17 protein-coding genes are annotated in these 14261 nt (G+C 63.9%); 10 read left to right on the forward strand and 7 right to left on the reverse strand.

Annotated features, from left to right (window positions below):
• The first annotated feature begins 21 nt into the window (after window positions 1-21).
• On the forward strand, window positions 22-540 hold the full coding sequence (locus ACIQUF_RS01825) for an RrF2 family transcriptional regulator (protein ID WP_403127504.1): 519 nt from the start codon (window positions 22-24) through the stop codon (window positions 538-540).
• A 14-nt stretch (window positions 541-554) separates the two neighbouring features.
• Here ACIQUF_RS01825 and ACIQUF_RS01830 read toward each other — a convergent pair whose 3' ends face one another.
• Window positions 555-1460, reverse strand: coding sequence for an AraC family transcriptional regulator (locus ACIQUF_RS01830; RefSeq protein WP_403127507.1), 906 nt, complete (start codon window positions 1458-1460; stop codon window positions 555-557).
• A gap of 102 nt (window positions 1461-1562) precedes the next feature.
• Here ACIQUF_RS01830 and ACIQUF_RS01835 point away from each other — a divergent pair, with 102 nt between their 5' ends.
• From ACIQUF_RS01835 to ACIQUF_RS01855, 5 genes are read left to right on the forward strand one after another with little or no spacing between them, the layout of a single operon-like run.
• Window positions 1563-2120, forward strand: coding sequence for a carboxymuconolactone decarboxylase family protein (locus ACIQUF_RS01835; RefSeq protein WP_403127510.1), 558 nt, complete (start codon window positions 1563-1565; stop codon window positions 2118-2120).
• 46 nt (window positions 2121-2166) lie between these two features.
• Window positions 2167-3231, forward strand: a complete 1065-nt coding sequence (locus ACIQUF_RS01840) for an acyl-CoA dehydrogenase family protein (RefSeq protein ID WP_403127513.1) — start codon at window positions 2167-2169, stop codon at window positions 3229-3231.
• On the forward strand, window positions 3228-4049 hold the full coding sequence (locus ACIQUF_RS01845) for an ABC transporter ATP-binding protein (protein WP_403127516.1): 822 nt from the start codon (window positions 3228-3230) through the stop codon (window positions 4047-4049). Before ACIQUF_RS01840 ends, ACIQUF_RS01845 begins: the two co-directional genes overlap by 4 nt.
• A complete protein-coding gene (locus tag ACIQUF_RS01850) occupies window positions 4036-5241 on the forward strand; it encodes an ABC transporter substrate-binding protein (protein ID WP_403127519.1) in 1206 nt (401 codons plus the stop codon). The genes ACIQUF_RS01845 and ACIQUF_RS01850 overlap by 14 nt, the downstream gene beginning before the upstream one ends.
• The gene (locus ACIQUF_RS01855; protein ID WP_403127522.1) at window positions 5241-5996 is read left to right on the forward strand and encodes an ABC transporter permease; all 756 of its coding nucleotides are present in this window, start codon (window positions 5241-5243) and stop codon (window positions 5994-5996) included. Before ACIQUF_RS01850 ends, ACIQUF_RS01855 begins: the two co-directional genes overlap by 1 nt.
• Before the next feature lie 32 nt (window positions 5997-6028).
• Here ACIQUF_RS01855 and ACIQUF_RS01860 read toward each other — a convergent pair whose 3' ends face one another.
• Window positions 6029-6715: a GNAT family N-acetyltransferase gene (locus ACIQUF_RS01860; RefSeq protein WP_403127536.1), complete on the reverse strand. Its 687-nt coding sequence runs from the start codon at window positions 6713-6715 to the stop codon at window positions 6029-6031.
• 81 nt (window positions 6716-6796) lie between these two features.
• Entirely contained in the window at window positions 6797-7738 is a 942-nt protein-coding gene (gene argC, locus ACIQUF_RS01865; RefSeq protein ID WP_403127539.1) for an N-acetyl-gamma-glutamyl-phosphate reductase, read from the reverse strand.
• Window positions 7739-7855: 117 nt separating this feature from the next.
• On the opposite strand from argC, the gene ACIQUF_RS01870 reads away from it, so the two are divergent.
• Window positions 7856-8761 carry a LysR family transcriptional regulator gene (locus ACIQUF_RS01870; RefSeq protein WP_403127542.1) on the forward strand — a complete coding sequence of 302 codons (906 nt, stop codon included), beginning with the start codon at window positions 7856-7858 and terminating at the stop codon, window positions 8759-8761.
• 81 nt (window positions 8762-8842) lie between these two features.
• Here ACIQUF_RS01870 and ACIQUF_RS01875 read toward each other — a convergent pair whose 3' ends face one another.
• Together ACIQUF_RS01875 and ACIQUF_RS01880 are read right to left on the reverse strand one after the other, a co-directional pair.
• The gene (locus tag ACIQUF_RS01875; RefSeq protein ID WP_403127545.1) at window positions 8843-9049 is read right to left on the reverse strand and encodes a 4-oxalocrotonate tautomerase family protein; all 207 of its coding nucleotides are present in this window, start codon (window positions 9047-9049) and stop codon (window positions 8843-8845) included.
• A gap of 18 nt (window positions 9050-9067) precedes the next feature.
• Window positions 9068-9802, reverse strand: coding sequence for an SDR family NAD(P)-dependent oxidoreductase (locus tag ACIQUF_RS01880; protein WP_403127548.1), 735 nt, complete (start codon window positions 9800-9802; stop codon window positions 9068-9070).
• 124 nt (window positions 9803-9926) lie between these two features.
• Here ACIQUF_RS01880 and ACIQUF_RS01885 point away from each other — a divergent pair, with 124 nt between their 5' ends.
• A complete protein-coding gene (locus ACIQUF_RS01885; protein WP_403127551.1) occupies window positions 9927-10847 on the forward strand; it encodes a LysR family transcriptional regulator in 921 nt (306 codons plus the stop codon).
• A 93-nt stretch (window positions 10848-10940) separates the two neighbouring features.
• The gene (locus ACIQUF_RS01890) at window positions 10941-11204 is read left to right on the forward strand and encodes a hypothetical protein (protein WP_403127554.1); all 264 of its coding nucleotides are present in this window, start codon (window positions 10941-10943) and stop codon (window positions 11202-11204) included.
• Between the two features lie 61 nt (window positions 11205-11265).
• Here the strand turns inward: ACIQUF_RS01890 and ACIQUF_RS01895 are convergent, their stop codons facing one another.
• Together ACIQUF_RS01895 and ACIQUF_RS01900 are read right to left on the reverse strand one after the other, a co-directional pair.
• Window positions 11266-11916: a TIGR04211 family SH3 domain-containing protein gene (locus ACIQUF_RS01895; RefSeq protein ID WP_403127565.1), complete on the reverse strand. Its 651-nt coding sequence runs from the start codon at window positions 11914-11916 to the stop codon at window positions 11266-11268.
• A 173-nt stretch (window positions 11917-12089) separates the two neighbouring features.
• A complete protein-coding gene (locus ACIQUF_RS01900) occupies window positions 12090-13439 on the reverse strand; it encodes a hypothetical protein (protein ID WP_403127569.1) in 1350 nt (449 codons plus the stop codon).
• Window positions 13440-13681: 242 nt separating this feature from the next.
• Here ACIQUF_RS01900 and ACIQUF_RS01905 point away from each other — a divergent pair, with 242 nt between their 5' ends.
• Window positions 13682-14161, forward strand: a complete 480-nt coding sequence (locus tag ACIQUF_RS01905) for a VOC family protein (RefSeq protein WP_403127572.1) — start codon at window positions 13682-13684, stop codon at window positions 14159-14161.
• The last annotated feature ends 100 nt before the right edge of the window (window positions 14162-14261 follow it).

Consider the following 14261-nt stretch of genomic DNA (forward strand, 5'->3'; position numbering starts at 1 on the left):
CAAATCTAGTCGGAGATTGATATGTCGCTCTACAGTGCGGGTGTCGAATACGGCATCCATTGCCTGCTGTACCTGGTGGACGAGCGTGGGGACACCCGCGAGTCCAGCGTGCGCGACCTGGCGGAGCTGCAGGGTGTGCCGCAGGAGTACCTGGCCAAGGTCTTCACCAAGCTGGCCCGTGCCAAGCTGGTCGCTGCGACTGAAGGCGTGCGTGGCGGCTTTCGACTGGCCCGGCCGTCGGACGAGATCACCGTGCTGGATATCGTCAATGCCATCGATGGGCCGAAGAAGATCTTCGACTGCCGTGAAATCCGCAGCCGCTGCACGCTGTTCGACGGCTCGCCACCGGGCTGGGCGACCGAAGGCACCTGTGCGATTCATGCCGTGATGCTGGGTGCGCAGAAGCGTATGGAAGAGGCGCTGGCGCAACAGACCATTCTCGACCTGTCGCGGCGCTTCGGGCGCAAAGCCCCAGCGGAATTTGGCCAGCAGGTCAATGACTGGATGGGCGAGCGGCGGATCCCGGCCAGCCAGTCTTGAACAGGCGGTGACCCTCAGCGCGCCTCGTGTTGCCTGCGGTACGCGCCTGGCTGCAAGCCCACCGCTTTGGCAAACGCGCGGGTGAATGCCGCCACCGACTGATACCCCACCTGAGCACCCACTTGCTCAACGGTGTTGCCCGCCTGCAGCAGCTGGCAGGCATGACGCATGCGCAAGGCCAGCAATACCTGCCCCGGTGATTGCCCGGCCACATCCACGAAGCGTTTGAAAAACGCCGAGCGCGACAGGCCCGTGCACGCCGCCATGCTTTCCAGTGTCCACGCCTGCCCGGGTTGTTCGATCAATTGCGCCAACAACCCGGCGAACGCTGGCTGTCGGGCGAGGGCGACCAGCCCGCCGAGCGCATGCCCACCATGTACCTGCTGACGCAGTACATAAAGGAATAGTAGGTGGGTCAGCCGCTCCAGCAATGTTTGCGAGGGCGAGCGTCGGCATTCTTCCAAGATCAGTTCGAACAACGCACGCGCGGCATGTGCGTCCGGCTCATCAGCGCGCAGTACGATCCAGTCGGCCAAGCCCTCGACGATCAGTGACGACAGCCCCGGGCGGAAATCAAAAAAACCGCACACCAGTCCCACACCGTCGTTGGCGTTGGCATCCAACTGCTGCATCGTCTGGCGCGGTTGGGCGCATGCGCTCAGCGGGTCTTGGTCGCTGGACAACCGATAAGCCAAGTCACGCAGCAGAAACACCGCATCCCCGGCCTCCAGGCGCACGGCCTCGGCCTTCCCATCGATGTGCAGCCAGCAGTGCCCCTGTACCACCAGGTGGAAACTGGCGCGGCCCATGCCCTGGGTGCTGGCGTGCCAGCCACCGCAATAGCGGCCGACATGGAACAGGCTGGCGTCCAGCTCAAGCCCTTCTAATAACCAATCGACGAGGTGGCTGGATGAAATCATCTAATGCAAAGACTCAGGAGCAAGGAAAGGCGACTGATGAATATGGAGCGTGATTCTTATAACCAACAGACTGTAGGGACACTCATCGAAGGAGTCCACTCCATGTCTTCGCGCATTACTTTACACACGCTGCAGAGCGCCCCGGAAGCGGCTCGTCCGTTTCTTGAAAATGCCCAGAAAAATTCCGGCTTCATCCCCAACCTGCTCGGCGTGCTGGCGAATGCCCCAGCGGCCCTGGAAACCTACGTGACCGTCTCGGCCTTGAACGGCAAATCCGAGCTGACCCTGGCCGAGCGTGAAGTGGTGCAACTGATCGCTGCTACCCAGCACGGCTGCGACTTCTGCGTGGCTGGCCACACCGCCGTGGCCCTGAACAAGGCCAAGCTGCCGCAGGAAGTGGTCGATGCGCTGCGCGCCCGTGGCGAACTCCCGGACGCACGCTACGAGACGCTGGCTGCATTCGCCCGCGAAGTCATCGCCACCCGTGGCAATGTCAGCGAAGCCACTTACCAGGCGTTTCGCGAAGCCGGTTTCACCGAGGGCAACGCGCTTGAAGTGATTCTTGGTGTGAGCCTCGCAACCCTGTGCAACTTTGCTAATGTGTTCGCCCAGACGCCGCTCAACGACGAGCTGAGCAAGTACCGCTGGCAGCCTGCGTAATCCGCACAGAGCGCCGCGGCGCCTGCTGATCAAAAGGAGTAGGGATATGCTTGATGCTGGATTTGCGCAGTGGCTGGATGCCAATGCCGAAGCAATCGACCAAGGCCAGTGCGACCCGCAGCTGGTGTTGGCCCACATCGCCGAGTCGCAGTTGCTGCGCGTGGGTGTCGACCCGGCACTGGGAGGCAGCGGCGGTGAAGTGACTGACGCGGTTGAGGCCATTGCCGCCATCGCCAGCCATTCACTGGCATCGGCGTTCGTGTGCTGGGGCCAGCGCGCCTTTATCGAATACCTGCTGCAAAGCCCCAACCAGGCGCTGCGCGAACGCCTGATGCCGGGATTGCTGACGGGCGAACAGGCGGGCGCCACCGGCCTTTCCAATGCCATGAAATTTCTCTCCGGCATCGAGGCACTGCAGGTGCGCGGCCGCCCGCAAGCCGATGGCTGGGCGCTCGAAGGGCGCCTGCACTGGGTGACCAACCTGCGCAAGAGCGGCTTCGTGGTGGCAGCGGCCATCGAAGACGATGCGGGCGGCGCGCCGTTCGTGCTGGCCATCCCGTCCGATGCCCGCGGCCTGGAGCGTTCGGACGACCTGGCACTGATGGGCCTGCAATCGAGCAATACGGCCGCATTGGCATTCCATCAGGTAGACCTAAGCCGCGACTGGCTGCTGCACGAAAACGCCCGAGAGTTCCTGCCCAAGGTGCGCCCGGCATTTCTCGCCCTGCAGTGTGGCATGGCCATCGGCCTGGCACGGCGCTCGCTGGACGAAGTGCATGAGCATCTGCATGGGCGTCTTTCGTTCCTCGAAGAGCACCGCCAGGTACTCAAGGAACGCCTGGAAAACACCGTGGCCGAACTCAAGCATGGGTTGCTCGAAGGGCGTTTTCAGGGCCAGCCGGCCGCGCTGTTCAAGCTCCGCATCACCTTGGCCGAATGTGCCTCCGACGCCGTACAACTGGAGCTGCAGGCCAGCGGTGGCAAGGCTTATCTGGACGAATTCGGCGCCGGTTTCGCGCGCCGCTGGCGTGAGTCGGCGTTCGTGCCGATCGTCACCCCGAGCCTGGTGCAACTGCGCGCCGAACTGCACCGGCAGGCGGCCAGCGCATGAGCCGAGTGTTGCTCGAAGCCCGCGACATCAGCCTGGGCTACCCGCGCGACGGCGGCTGGCAGGAAGTGCTGGCGCGCTTCGACCTGCAGCTGGCGCCGGGGGAGGTGGTGACCATCCTCGGCCCCAGCGGTGTCGGCAAGTCCAGCCTGTTGCGGGTGCTGGCCGGTCTGCAGCAACCGCGAGGTGGTAGCGTGAGCCTGCACGGCGAACCGCTGCAAGGCCCGCACCCACGCCTGGCGGTGGCTTTTCAGGACCCCAGCCTGCTGCCCTGGCTGAGCCTGGAAAAGAACGTCGCCTTCGGCCTGGATTTCGCCCGCCAACCCAAGCTGGCCGCAGCTGAGCGCCGCGCGCGCATCGACCATGCGATCGCCGCCGTGGGCCTGGTGCATGCGCGCGATCACTACCCGGCGCAGCTGTCGGGCGGCATGGCCCAGCGCACCGCGCTGGCCCGTTGCCTGGCCCGCCAACCCGAAGTGCTGCTGCTCGATGAGCCCTTTGGGGCGCTGGACGAGGTGACCCGTGCCGACATGCAGCAATTGCTCTTGCAATTGATCGCCACGCACAACACCGCCGCGGTGCTGATCACCCACGATATTGACGAAGCCTTGCTGTTGTCCGACCGGGTTCTGCTACTGGGCAACCACCCCGCGCAGGTTCTCGGCCGATGGCACATCGACCTGCCGCAGCCGCGGGCGCAGCGAGTCGAAGAACTGGGCGCTTTGCGCATCGACATCCTCAAAACCCTTCGGCGGGCAAGCCGCACAGCCGAACCTTCCTCTTCCTCGTTGCCCTCGGAGGCTGTCCATGTGCATGGATGACTGCTGTTCCACTTCTTCGCGTCGCGATTTCCTCAAGCTCAGTGCCATGCTCACCGCCGCTGGCGCCTTGCCGCTGCTGTCGAGCCTGCAGGCGCGCGCGGCCGCCGAGCCGGACGCGCCAGTGCGCATCGGCTACCTGCCGATCACTGACGCCACGCCGTTGCTGGTGGCGCACAACAACGGCCTGTTCGAGGCCGAAGGCATCAAGGCCGAGCGCCCGGTGCTGCTGCGCAGCTGGGCCCAGGTGATCGAGGCGTTCATCTCGGGCCAGGTCAACGTGATTCACCTGTTGTCGCCGATGACCGTGTGGGCGCGTTATGGCAGCAAGGTGCCAGCCAAAGTGGTGGCCTGGAACCATGTCGGCGGCTCGGGCCTGACAGTGGCGCCGGACATTACCGACATGAAGCAGCTGGGCGGCAAGACCGTGGCCATTCCGTTCTGGTACTCGATCCACAACGTGGTGCTGCAGCAGATGCTCAACGACAACGGCCTCACGCCTGTGTCCAAGCCGGCCAACGCAGCGCTGGCCGCCAACGAGGTCAACCTGCTGGTGCTGCCACCGTCGGACATGCCGCCGGCCCTGGCCAGCAAGCGCATTGCCGGTTACATCGTCGCCGAGCCGTTCAACGCCCTGGCCGAGAACCTAAAGGTCGGCCGGGTGCAGCGCTTTACCGGCGATGTCTGGCGCAACCATGCCTGTTGCGTGGTGTTCATGCACGAACATGACCTCAACAACCGCCCCGAGTGGTCGCAGAAGGTGGTCAACGCTATCGTCAACGCGCAGCACTGGACCCGCGACCACCGCGCCGAAGCGGCGGCGCTGCTGTCCAAGTCCGGCCCCAACAAGTACACCCCGCATGAGCCGGCGGTGCTGGCCAAGGTCCTGGCACCTGCCGCCGAAGACCGAGCCGGTTACATCGCCAGCGGGGCCATCCAGCACCAGCAGTGGGACGAGAAGCGCATCGACTTCCAGCCGTACCCGTTCCCCAGCTACACCGAGGAACTGGTCAAGCGCCTGAAAGGCACGCTGATTGAAGGCGAAAGTGGTTTCCTAGCCGGGCTGGATCCGGCGCAGACTGCCCGCGACCTGGTCGACGACCGCTTCGTGCGCAATGCCATTGCCGCCGTCGGCGGCCCGTCGGTGTTCGGCATCGCCGACAGCTTCGAGCGTAGCGAGGAGTTTGTGGTCTGATGCGCAAGCACGTCGTACATGCAGGCCTGGGTATGGCTGGGCTGCTGGGGTTATTGCTGTTGTGGTGGGCCGGGGTGGGGCTGTTTGGCGAGGTCGATGGCCTGTCGGCACGCTTCTCGCCCCAGGCGACCTTGGCCAGCCTCGCCGAGTTGCTGGGGCAGGGTGAGGTCTACGGACATATCTGGGTCAGCCTCAAGCGCATTCTGATCGGCCTGTTGCTGGCGTTGTTGATCGGTGTGCCACTGGGCCTGCTGGTGGGCAGCTACCGGCACCTGGAGGCGGCGACCACACCGGCCTTCCAGTTCCTGCGAATGATCTCGCCCTTGTCGTGGATGCCGGTGGTGGTGATGCTGATGGGCGTGGGTGACCAGCCGATCTACTTCCTCCTGGCATTCGCGGCGCTATGGCCGATCCTGCTCAACACCGCCGCTGGCGTACGCCAGCTGGACCCGCGCTGGCTGCAACTGAGCCGCAGCCTGAGCGCCACGCGCTGGGAAACCTTGTGCAAGGTGATCATCCCCGGAGTGATCGGCCATGTGCTGACCGGCGTGCGCTTGGCCATCGGCATCCTGTGGATCGTGCTGGTGCCGTGCGAGATGCTGGGGGTGAGTGCCGGGCTTGGGTACTTCATTCTCGATACCCGTGACCGCCTGGCGTACTCGGAACTGATGGCGATGGTGCTGCTGATCGGCGTGCTGGGGTTCATGCTCGATGCCCTGGCGCGTGGGTTGCATCGGCGTTGGGTGCATGGCTGAAATCGCTGGGGCTGCAAGGCAGCCCCAGCCCATCAATGCACGGTCTTGCGTTGCCGCACACATTCCCGAGCCAACTCCGTCAACTCATCCAGCCACTCATCCCGCTGCTGCTCTGCATCGATCATCGCATCCTCACCCTGCTGATTGAGCAGGTAGGTATGAATCTGATGCACCTCGGTGGTCTGGTAGATCGGCGCGATATCCAGCCGCCCGATCAACGCACCGCTGGCCTGCCCGGTGCTGCTCATCAACACCTGAGGGCCACTGGCGGCCACCACCTGCATACCCATCGCTTCGAACCAAGGTACCTGCTTGACGGAAGCGTTCAGCTCGACACTGGCAAAGCGCGCCTGCACATCCGTCAGCAAGGCGCGGCCGACACCCTCGCGGCGATGCTCGGGCACCACGGCGAGAAACGCCAACGCACAAGCATCTGGGTTGTCCTGGGCCGGCAGGGTCAGGGCAAAGCCGAGCATGTGGTCCGGCGCATCGGCGTCCAGGGCCAGGGTCAGTTGCACGGCCAGACCTCGGGTGCCGTCCATGGCCTGCAGGTATTGATGCACCTCCATGCCGACACCGTACTGGTACAGCGGGTACAAAGGGTTGTCGGTACGAATGGCGACGCTGCTCAGTTCGCCGACGTGATGGATCACCAGTTCGCGGATCTGGTTCTGGAAGGACTCGGGCGGCACGCTGTCGAGGCGGCTCAGGATGAACATCGGTGGACGGGCTCCGGCTGCGGTGGAATCACCCCGCGCCGGATTGGCGCGGGGTGCACAGTCTAAACCCTTTTTGCGCGGTCAGCCTTGTGGCTGCATCGCCGCAAGCATCAGGTCGAGGTTTTGCACCGCTGCGCCCGAGGCGCCCTTGCCCAGGTTGTCGAACACGGCCGTAAGCAGCACTTGGCCGTGCTCGGGGTTGGCGTACAGGGCCAGGCGCAGGTCGTTGCTGTCGTTCAGCGCCTCGGGGTCGAGCGGCGTGGCGGGGCCGTGCTGATGTAGTGGCATGACCTTTACGTGACGGGCGCCCTGATAGTGCCGTTCAAGGCACGCCTGCAGCTGTTCGGCGCTGACCTGGCCTGGCAGCAGGCGTAGTTGCAACGGGATGCTCAGAACGATGCCCTGGCGATAGGCCGCATAGCCGGGCAGGAACATCGGCCGGGCCGACAGACCCGCGTGCAGCTGGATCTCCGGCACATGTTTGTGTGCAAGCTCAAGGCCATAAATCTGCAAGGTTGGCGCCTGCTCCGCACCGGGTTGCTCATGCCGCTCGACGGCCGCACGGCCACCACCGGAATAACCGGAGATGGCATGGATGCTCAGCGGATAATCGGCGGGCACCAGGCCTGCCTGGACCAGCGGGCGCAGCAGGGCGATGGCACCCGTTGGATAGCAGCCTGGGTTGCTGACGCGCTTGGCGTGAGCGATACGCTCAGCCTGTCGTTCATCCAGCTCCGGCAGGCCATACACCCAGCCGGGTGTGGTGCGGTGTGCGGAACTGGCATCGATTACTCGCACGGCCGGATTATGGATTGCCTCAACGGCCTCCCGGGCAGCGGCGTCGGGCAGGCAAAGCAGGGCGATGTCGGCGCTGTTGATCGCCTCGCGTCGGCGTTGTGGGTCCTTGCGATCGGCCTCGGGCAGGGTCAGCAAACGCAGGTCGTCGCGGCCGTGCAGGCGCGCGTGGATCTGTAGGCCGGTGGTGCCTTGGTCGCCATCGATGAAGACAACAGGGATGTGCATGGTCGGGATCCAATGAGAGGGGGTGGCCTATGCTCGCCTGTGGCCTAGGTAAAGGAAATTTGAATATCATGACGCTGTTATTCAGATTTTCTGAACCTAAACATCTGGACTCACCCCATGCGCGAAATCAGCCTCGACCGCCTCCGCACCCTGGTGGTCATCACCGACCTGGGTTCATTCGCCGAGGCCGCCCGGCAACTCAATCTGGCGCCGCCGACCATCAGCCTGCACATCGCCGAACTGGAAGCGCGGGTTGGCGCACCGCTGCTCACCCGCAATCGTAATCAGGTACGTCCGACGGCCATCGGCGAAACCCTGTTGACGCGTGCACGACGCCTGCTGGCCGATGCCGACCTGGCGCTGGATGAAGTACGCCGACAGGTCGAAGGCCTGACCGGCCGGGTGCGGCTTGGCGCCTCGACCGGGGCCATCGCCCACCTGTTGCCCAAGGCGCTGGAGCACTTGCGCGTGGCCCACCCAGGCATCGATGTGCAGGTTCAGGTGCTGACCTCCCAGGCGTCCCTGGCGCGGTTGCGCGAAGGTGCCCTGGATATCGGCCTGGTGGCCTTGCCGCAGGTGGCGGGCAAAGGCATCAAGCTCACCCCCTGGCGGCGCGACCCGATCCTCGCCTACGTGCCCGCCGACTGGCAGCCGCCGGCCAGGGTCACTCCGGCCTGGCTCGGGCAGCGGGCGCTGATCCTCAATGACAGCAGCACTCAGCTGTCGCGGGTGACCGGTGAATGGTTCGCAGCGGCCGGGTTGTACCCCGAGCCGCGGATCGAATTGAACTTCAACGATGCCATCAAGAGCCTGGTGGGCGCGGGCTATGGCGCCACCTTGCTGCCCCAGGAAGGCGAGGTAAACGAGCTGGACCCACGCATCGCCCGCCGGCCGCTGCGCCCGGGGTTGTGGCGGCAGCTCGGTATTGCCTGCAGGGAAGGGCAAACCGAGCGGGCCACAGGGTTTGTACTGGAGGCGCTGGAGCAATTGCGTGCGCCGCATACCCTGTGGGAGCGGCTTTAGCCGCGAAGCAAGCGACGCGGTGGATGGCACCGGCTCTGCCGGTGTTCGCGGCTAAAGCCGCTCCCACAGTCGCATGCTGAATCAACCTCGCTCGCGCTGCCTCACTGCAGTCACTGTCTCGCCGCCCACCCCCCAGTTATCCGTCGGCACTTCCTCGATCACCACGAAGGTGCTGGCCGGCGGCTTGCCCAACACCTGCTGCAGCAACTGTGTGGTGCCTTCGATCAATTGGCGTTTGTGCTCGGCGCTGACCCCTTCGTCGGTCACGCGAATATGGACATAAGGCATGGCTGTTCGCTCCTCTGCTCAGTGCCAGGTGCCGGCGGTGCTGCCGCCGTCGACCGGCAGGATGACGCCGCTGACGAAGCGCGCGTCGGTCAGGTACAGCACGGCGTCCACCACATCCTGCGGCGAGCCGGTACGGCCACTGGGCGACAGCGCGCCCAGGCCTTCGACATTGCCGCTGTGCAGCGGGGTATCGATGATGCCCGGGGCCACCGCATTGACTTGCACGCCGCTGGCGGCCAGTTCCAGGGCCAGGCCTTTCACCGCCTGGTTCAGCCCACCTTTGACCAGCACCGGCAGCAGCGCCGGAACGCGGGTATCCGGCTGCAGGGCGAGGGACGCGGTGATGGCGATGATGTGCCCGTGGCCTTGCTTGGCCATGATCCGCGCCGCCGCCTGGGCCGGGTAGAAGAAGCCCTTGAGATTGGTACCGACCAGTGCGTCGACATCCGCTTCGGTGTAGTCGATGACCGGTTTGGGAATGAAGATCCCGGCGTTGTTGATCAGGATGTTTACGCTCCCGAAACTCTCGATGGCGGCGGCGAACAGCCGCTTGGCGGTGTCCGCCTCGGCGATGTCACCGGCAACGCCAATGAAGCGTTGGGGTTGACCGAGGCGGGCGGCAGCCTGGTCAAGGCGTGCCTGGCTGCGGGCATTGCCGACCACGTTGTCGCCACGATCGAGGAACGCCTCGGCAAGGGCGAAGCCCAGGCCGCTGGAGGCCCCGGTGATGATGACGGTTCTTGGCTGGGTCATGCTTGCGTTCTCCGAAAAGTGAGCCGGCGGCTCGTTGTGACAGCCACTTTAGGCTGCAACGCAGGCTTGAAAAATGAGCCGTATAGCATTTCAATCCATACATCATGTAATCAATAGAGCCGCCATGACCCGCCATTTCGATGACTTGCAACTGGGTAGCCTGGAACTGTTCTGCCTGGCCGCCGACAGCGGCAGTTTTACCGCTGCAGCCACGGAGGCAGGTGTCACGCCGGCTGCGGTAAGCCGCAGCGTGGCGCGCCTGGAAGAGCGCCTGGGTGTGCGCCTGTTCGTGCGCACCACCCGGCAGATGCGCCTGTCCGAAGCGGGGCAGGCGTATTACCAGCAGTGTCGCCAGGCACTCGGGCAATTGGTCGAGGCCGAGCGCCAGGTCACGGGCGGGCAGGTCGCCCCCAGCGGTCGCTTGCGCATCAGTGCGCCCACGCCTTATGCCCATCACCGCTTGCTGCCGTTGCTGCCGACGTTTCGCCAGCGCTATCCGCAGGTGCAGGTGGACGTGCATGTCAGCAATCGAAATGTCGACTTCGCTGAGGAGCCTTTCGACCTCGCCATACGCGGCCGCGAGCCTGGTGACTCACGCCTTGTGGCCAGGCGCCTGGAGAATGCCCCGCTGGTGGTGGTGGCTACCCCTGATTACCTGGCACGCAAGGGCACGCCGCAAGTGCCGGAAGACCTGGCCGAGCATGACTGCATCCAGTTCGAGCTGGCCAGTACGGGCCGTCGACCGCCGTGGAGTTTTCGCCGGGATGGCCGCGAGGTTGAAATCGAGACGCAAGGCAACTTCACCTGCCTGGGCGACTTTCTCGCCACCACAACGCTGGTTCGTCATGGTGGCGGTCTGATGCAGGCCTATCGCTTCACCGTGCAGGACGCCCTGGCCAGCGGCGAGCTGGTGGAGGTGCTGGGCGAATACGGCGGCACCTCACGGCCGTTCATGCTGATCTACCCGCAGGCCCGGCACATGCCGCAGCGGGTGCGGGTGTTCATCGACTTCCTGCTCGCCGAAGTGGGACGCTCAACGGCTTGATCCGAGGCGCGGGGACGCTTGGCCGACTATGCTGGTTGCTGCGTCGAGCCAATGTATCTCGATGACCCTTCCGATTTCCCAGGAGAACGCTCCATGAAATCCATAGTCCTGCTGGTATTAGCGTCTGTGTTGAGTGTTGCTGCCCATGCTGATCCGAAGACAAACTGCGATGCGAAGATCAATGAGCTGGAGAATGATCACAAGGCCAGCGGCCAGGCGATGCACGGTGGCATGGCCCATGACTTCAAGGTGAAGTGGGAAGAAGCCAAGAAGGCGCGCGATGCGGGGGATTTCACCAACTGCCAAAAGGCAGCAGACCAGGCTAAAACCATCTACAACAAGGCGCGTAGCAAGTAGCGATGTGTGAGTGCCGGCCTCTTCGCGCCGAACCGTCGCGAAAATGCCGGCACAGCCAACCTCAGAACCAACGATCGTTCTTTTTCCGCCCACGGGTCAACGCCGGCAGGATCAACCCCATCAGCAACCCCGCACCGGCGATGCTGCCGCCGTAAACCATGTAGCGCATCATCACCTGCTTGTTCTCATCGCCCAGACGCGCCTGGGTGTCGCGCAAGGTCGACTGGGTCTGGTCGAGCTGTTCGTTCAGCGCCTTGTTGCGCGCTTCCAGTTCATCGACCAGCTGCTTGCGCGAATCGAGGGTTTCCTGCATGCCCTGCACGCGGTTCTTCCAACTATCGTCGATGCTCTTGAGCTGCCCCGACAAATCGGCCACTTGCGCATCGAGCTGTGGCAGGCGTTCATTCTGGCCCGGCACCGATTGCAGATCGCTGGAGAGGATCCACACCACGTCGCCGTTCTGCCCGCGCACCTGGCTGTAGTTGCCCTGGCTGCCGACCAGGGTCAGCTTCTGCCCCGACTTGAGGGTGCCGACGATGCGGTGGCCGTCGGTCGGGCCGCTGCGCACGTAGGTGCTCAGGCTGTCACTGACCCAGCGCGCATCACTGGCCGGCTCTTCGGCATGCACAGGGGCGGCGAGGGCCACCAGGGCGGCGATCAGGCTGCCGCGCAGGGCAGGGAGGGCAAGGGAGGCTGGGCGGGATTCAGGCATGTTGGGTCTTCGCTGCAACAGGAAAAATAGGCCCTCCAGACTCGGCGTCGTTGGAGGGCCGGCGAACCGGTCGGTGAATTGACCGCCAGCGAAAGACCGCATTTTTGTAAGCGGGTTCACTGCTTAGCGTAGGAATTGTCTGCAGAATGTTGCAAGCGGCGGGCTAGAGCACCTCAGCGAACGGGTTGATTTGTGCGCGCCATGCAGTCCTTGCAGTTGACGATGGTTTCCTTGTCGCCGCTCTGCACATGCACCAGGGTCGAGCCGCAGTGTGCGCAAACCTCCTTACCCGTGCTGGCCGAGGTAACTGGTTTGGGGCGGGGCAGTTGCTTGATGTACTCGGCGATCTTGCGGTCAAGACCGTGACCGTCCTGTTTCAGTGTCACATCGAACAGCACGTGGTTGAGACTGCATCGCGGCGCGTTGTTGTCATAGCCGGACGCGTTGAACTGCCACTGCTCCCTGACGGCTCGCTCGGCCATTGCCAGCATGTTACCGGGTATGGTGTTGCTGGCATGAAGCCGGGTGACCTGGCTGCGCGCAATGAATGCCAGCGCGCCACGTACCGCTGTGCTGGCCAGTGATCGGATATGCCGCAGCGGATGCATGCCGAGCAGTTGCGTGGCCACTTCCGCGGCCTTTTTCCTGGCTTCGAAGGGCAGGCCATGCTCGGCACATCGCGAGGCGATGCACGTGCAGACCTCCTCGATCGACAGTGTCTCGATTGCCTCGGCCAACTCATCGCGCCATTGCGGTTGCGGCCCGCTGGATAATACCTGGTGCAGCGCGCGGTGCAGCGACGTCAGGTTGGCGCGTTGCCGGCCGTCCAGGCTGATATTGGCTATCCAGTAAACCTTGTCACGCCAAGCCTTGGGTGTGGGGTCGTCGCTGAAGGCATCCTGCGGCGAATCGGGGTCGGGCAACAGTACCAGGTCTTCGTGCAACGCCTGCAGAATGGCCGCATCCATGACCGATGAAGGGCTGACCCGTGCGTCCCCGGTGGGCTGTTCTGCCGGGATCAAACGCTCGCCTTGGCTATCCATGCGTACTTCGAGCATGGCCAGCAGTTGCAGCTTGCGGGTGATCGAGAGGCTCTGAAGCGATAGAGTGGCCCGCTTGGCCAACGACCAGTGTTCCTTGATGCGCGTGCGCTGCAACGCGCGCTGATCCAGCACGGCCTGCTGACGCGCTGCCAGGCATGGTTGGCAGGCGCAATCGCGCCGCCAGCGGGAGGGCCCGGGAAAGTAATGGCGATGCGCGCAGGTTTTGCAGAAAGCCATGTGTTCCTGGCGGCTGGTGGCGGTCTTGCTTTTGCGTCGCTCATACAGGCTGGCCTGGCAGTAAGGGCACCTCAAGCTCGCACAACGCACCGGCGGGAAGGCTTTGATCAAGCTACTGGGGGGCACGTCGATGGCGTAGCGTTCGAGCAGTAGCGCAATTCGTTCACCGCCGATGTATTCGCTGTACAGCGCTTCGATCTGTACAGCGGTGAGGTGCTGCAGTTTCGCTTCGAAGTCCGACAAGGCTGGATCTCCCTGTGTTAAGTCGGTAATAACGCACCCTGGGAATGATCGTGCCAGTCTGTTGGCCATGGGAAGTTGGTGGAGGCTGGAAAATTCTCTGATATGTGTAGTCCTTTTCTGGTTTGTTCCAGCCTTGCCCGATCTGCAGTTTTATCCAGGCGACGAAGCGCCATGTCCCCCAACAGCCAGGGTGGATCGAGGGGCTAGACTCAATGTTCCCAGCTCGTCCATGGAGCCCCGCCATGACTGCCAAGAACACGATCTGCCTGTGGTTCGACCACGACGCGGAGGACGCCGCCACGTTCTATGCCAAAACCTTCCCCGACAGCAAAGTGGTCGCGGTGCACCAGGCCCCGAGCGACTACCCGTCGGGCAAGGCGGGGGATGTGATTACCGTAGAGTTCACCGTTATGGGCATTCCTTGCGTGGGCCTTAATGGCGGCAAGGCGTTCAGCCACAGCGAGGCGTTTTCGTTCCAGGTCAGCACCGAGGATCAGGCTGAGACCGACAAGCTGTGGAACGCCATCGTCAGCAATGGTGGCGAAGCGAGCGTTTGTGGCTGGTGCAAGGACAAGTGGGGGATCTCCTGGCAGATTTGCCCACGGGTCCTCATCGAAGCCATCGGCGACCCGGACCGGGCCGCAGCCAAGCGGGCGTTCGATGCAATGATGGACATGGGCAAGATTGACGTGGCCGCAATCGAGGCTGCATTGCGCGGATAGGCCTTACCAGGTGCGGCGAGGCATGTCGCGTTCGGGCAGTGAAAAGGTGAATTCGTGGATGCCGGCTGGCCAGCAATGGCGCAGCATCGAAGCGCAGTTC

This window comes from Pseudomonas sp. NPDC090233 (assembly GCF_044772285.1).
Lineage (GTDB): Bacteria > Pseudomonadota > Gammaproteobacteria > Pseudomonadales > Pseudomonadaceae > Aquipseudomonas.

What these genes read in the sequence shown, in the direction of transcription:
- ACIQUF_RS01825 (WP_403127504.1), top strand. Translation starts at nt 22, where the DNA reads ATGTCGCTCTACAGTGCGGGTGTCGAATACGGCATCCATTGCCTGCTG.
- ACIQUF_RS01830 (WP_403127507.1), bottom strand. Translation starts at nt 1,460, where the DNA reads ATGATTTCATCCAGCCACCTCGTCGATTGGTTATTAGAAGGGCTTGAG.
- ACIQUF_RS01835 (WP_403127510.1), top strand. Translation starts at nt 1,563, where the DNA reads ATGTCTTCGCGCATTACTTTACACACGCTGCAGAGCGCCCCGGAAGCG.
- ACIQUF_RS01840 (WP_403127513.1), top strand. Translation starts at nt 2,167, where the DNA reads ATGCTTGATGCTGGATTTGCGCAGTGGCTGGATGCCAATGCCGAAGCA.
- ACIQUF_RS01845 (WP_403127516.1), top strand. Translation starts at nt 3,228, where the DNA reads ATGAGCCGAGTGTTGCTCGAAGCCCGCGACATCAGCCTGGGCTACCCG.
- ACIQUF_RS01850 (WP_403127519.1), top strand. Translation starts at nt 4,036, where the DNA reads ATGTGCATGGATGACTGCTGTTCCACTTCTTCGCGTCGCGATTTCCTC.
- ACIQUF_RS01855 (WP_403127522.1), top strand. Translation starts at nt 5,241, where the DNA reads ATGCGCAAGCACGTCGTACATGCAGGCCTGGGTATGGCTGGGCTGCTG.
- ACIQUF_RS01860 (WP_403127536.1), bottom strand. Translation starts at nt 6,715, where the DNA reads ATGTTCATCCTGAGCCGCCTCGACAGCGTGCCGCCCGAGTCCTTCCAG.
- argC (WP_403127539.1), bottom strand. Translation starts at nt 7,738, where the DNA reads ATGCACATCCCTGTTGTCTTCATCGATGGCGACCAAGGCACCACCGGC.
- ACIQUF_RS01870 (WP_403127542.1), top strand. Translation starts at nt 7,856, where the DNA reads ATGCGCGAAATCAGCCTCGACCGCCTCCGCACCCTGGTGGTCATCACC.
- ACIQUF_RS01875 (WP_403127545.1), bottom strand. Translation starts at nt 9,049, where the DNA reads ATGCCTTATGTCCATATTCGCGTGACCGACGAAGGGGTCAGCGCCGAG.
- ACIQUF_RS01880 (WP_403127548.1), bottom strand. Translation starts at nt 9,802, where the DNA reads ATGACCCAGCCAAGAACCGTCATCATCACCGGGGCCTCCAGCGGCCTG.
- ACIQUF_RS01885 (WP_403127551.1), top strand. Translation starts at nt 9,927, where the DNA reads ATGACCCGCCATTTCGATGACTTGCAACTGGGTAGCCTGGAACTGTTC.
- ACIQUF_RS01890 (WP_403127554.1), top strand. Translation starts at nt 10,941, where the DNA reads ATGAAATCCATAGTCCTGCTGGTATTAGCGTCTGTGTTGAGTGTTGCT.
- ACIQUF_RS01895 (WP_403127565.1), bottom strand. Translation starts at nt 11,916, where the DNA reads ATGCCTGAATCCCGCCCAGCCTCCCTTGCCCTCCCTGCCCTGCGCGGC.
- ACIQUF_RS01905 (WP_403127572.1), top strand. Translation starts at nt 13,682, where the DNA reads ATGACTGCCAAGAACACGATCTGCCTGTGGTTCGACCACGACGCGGAG.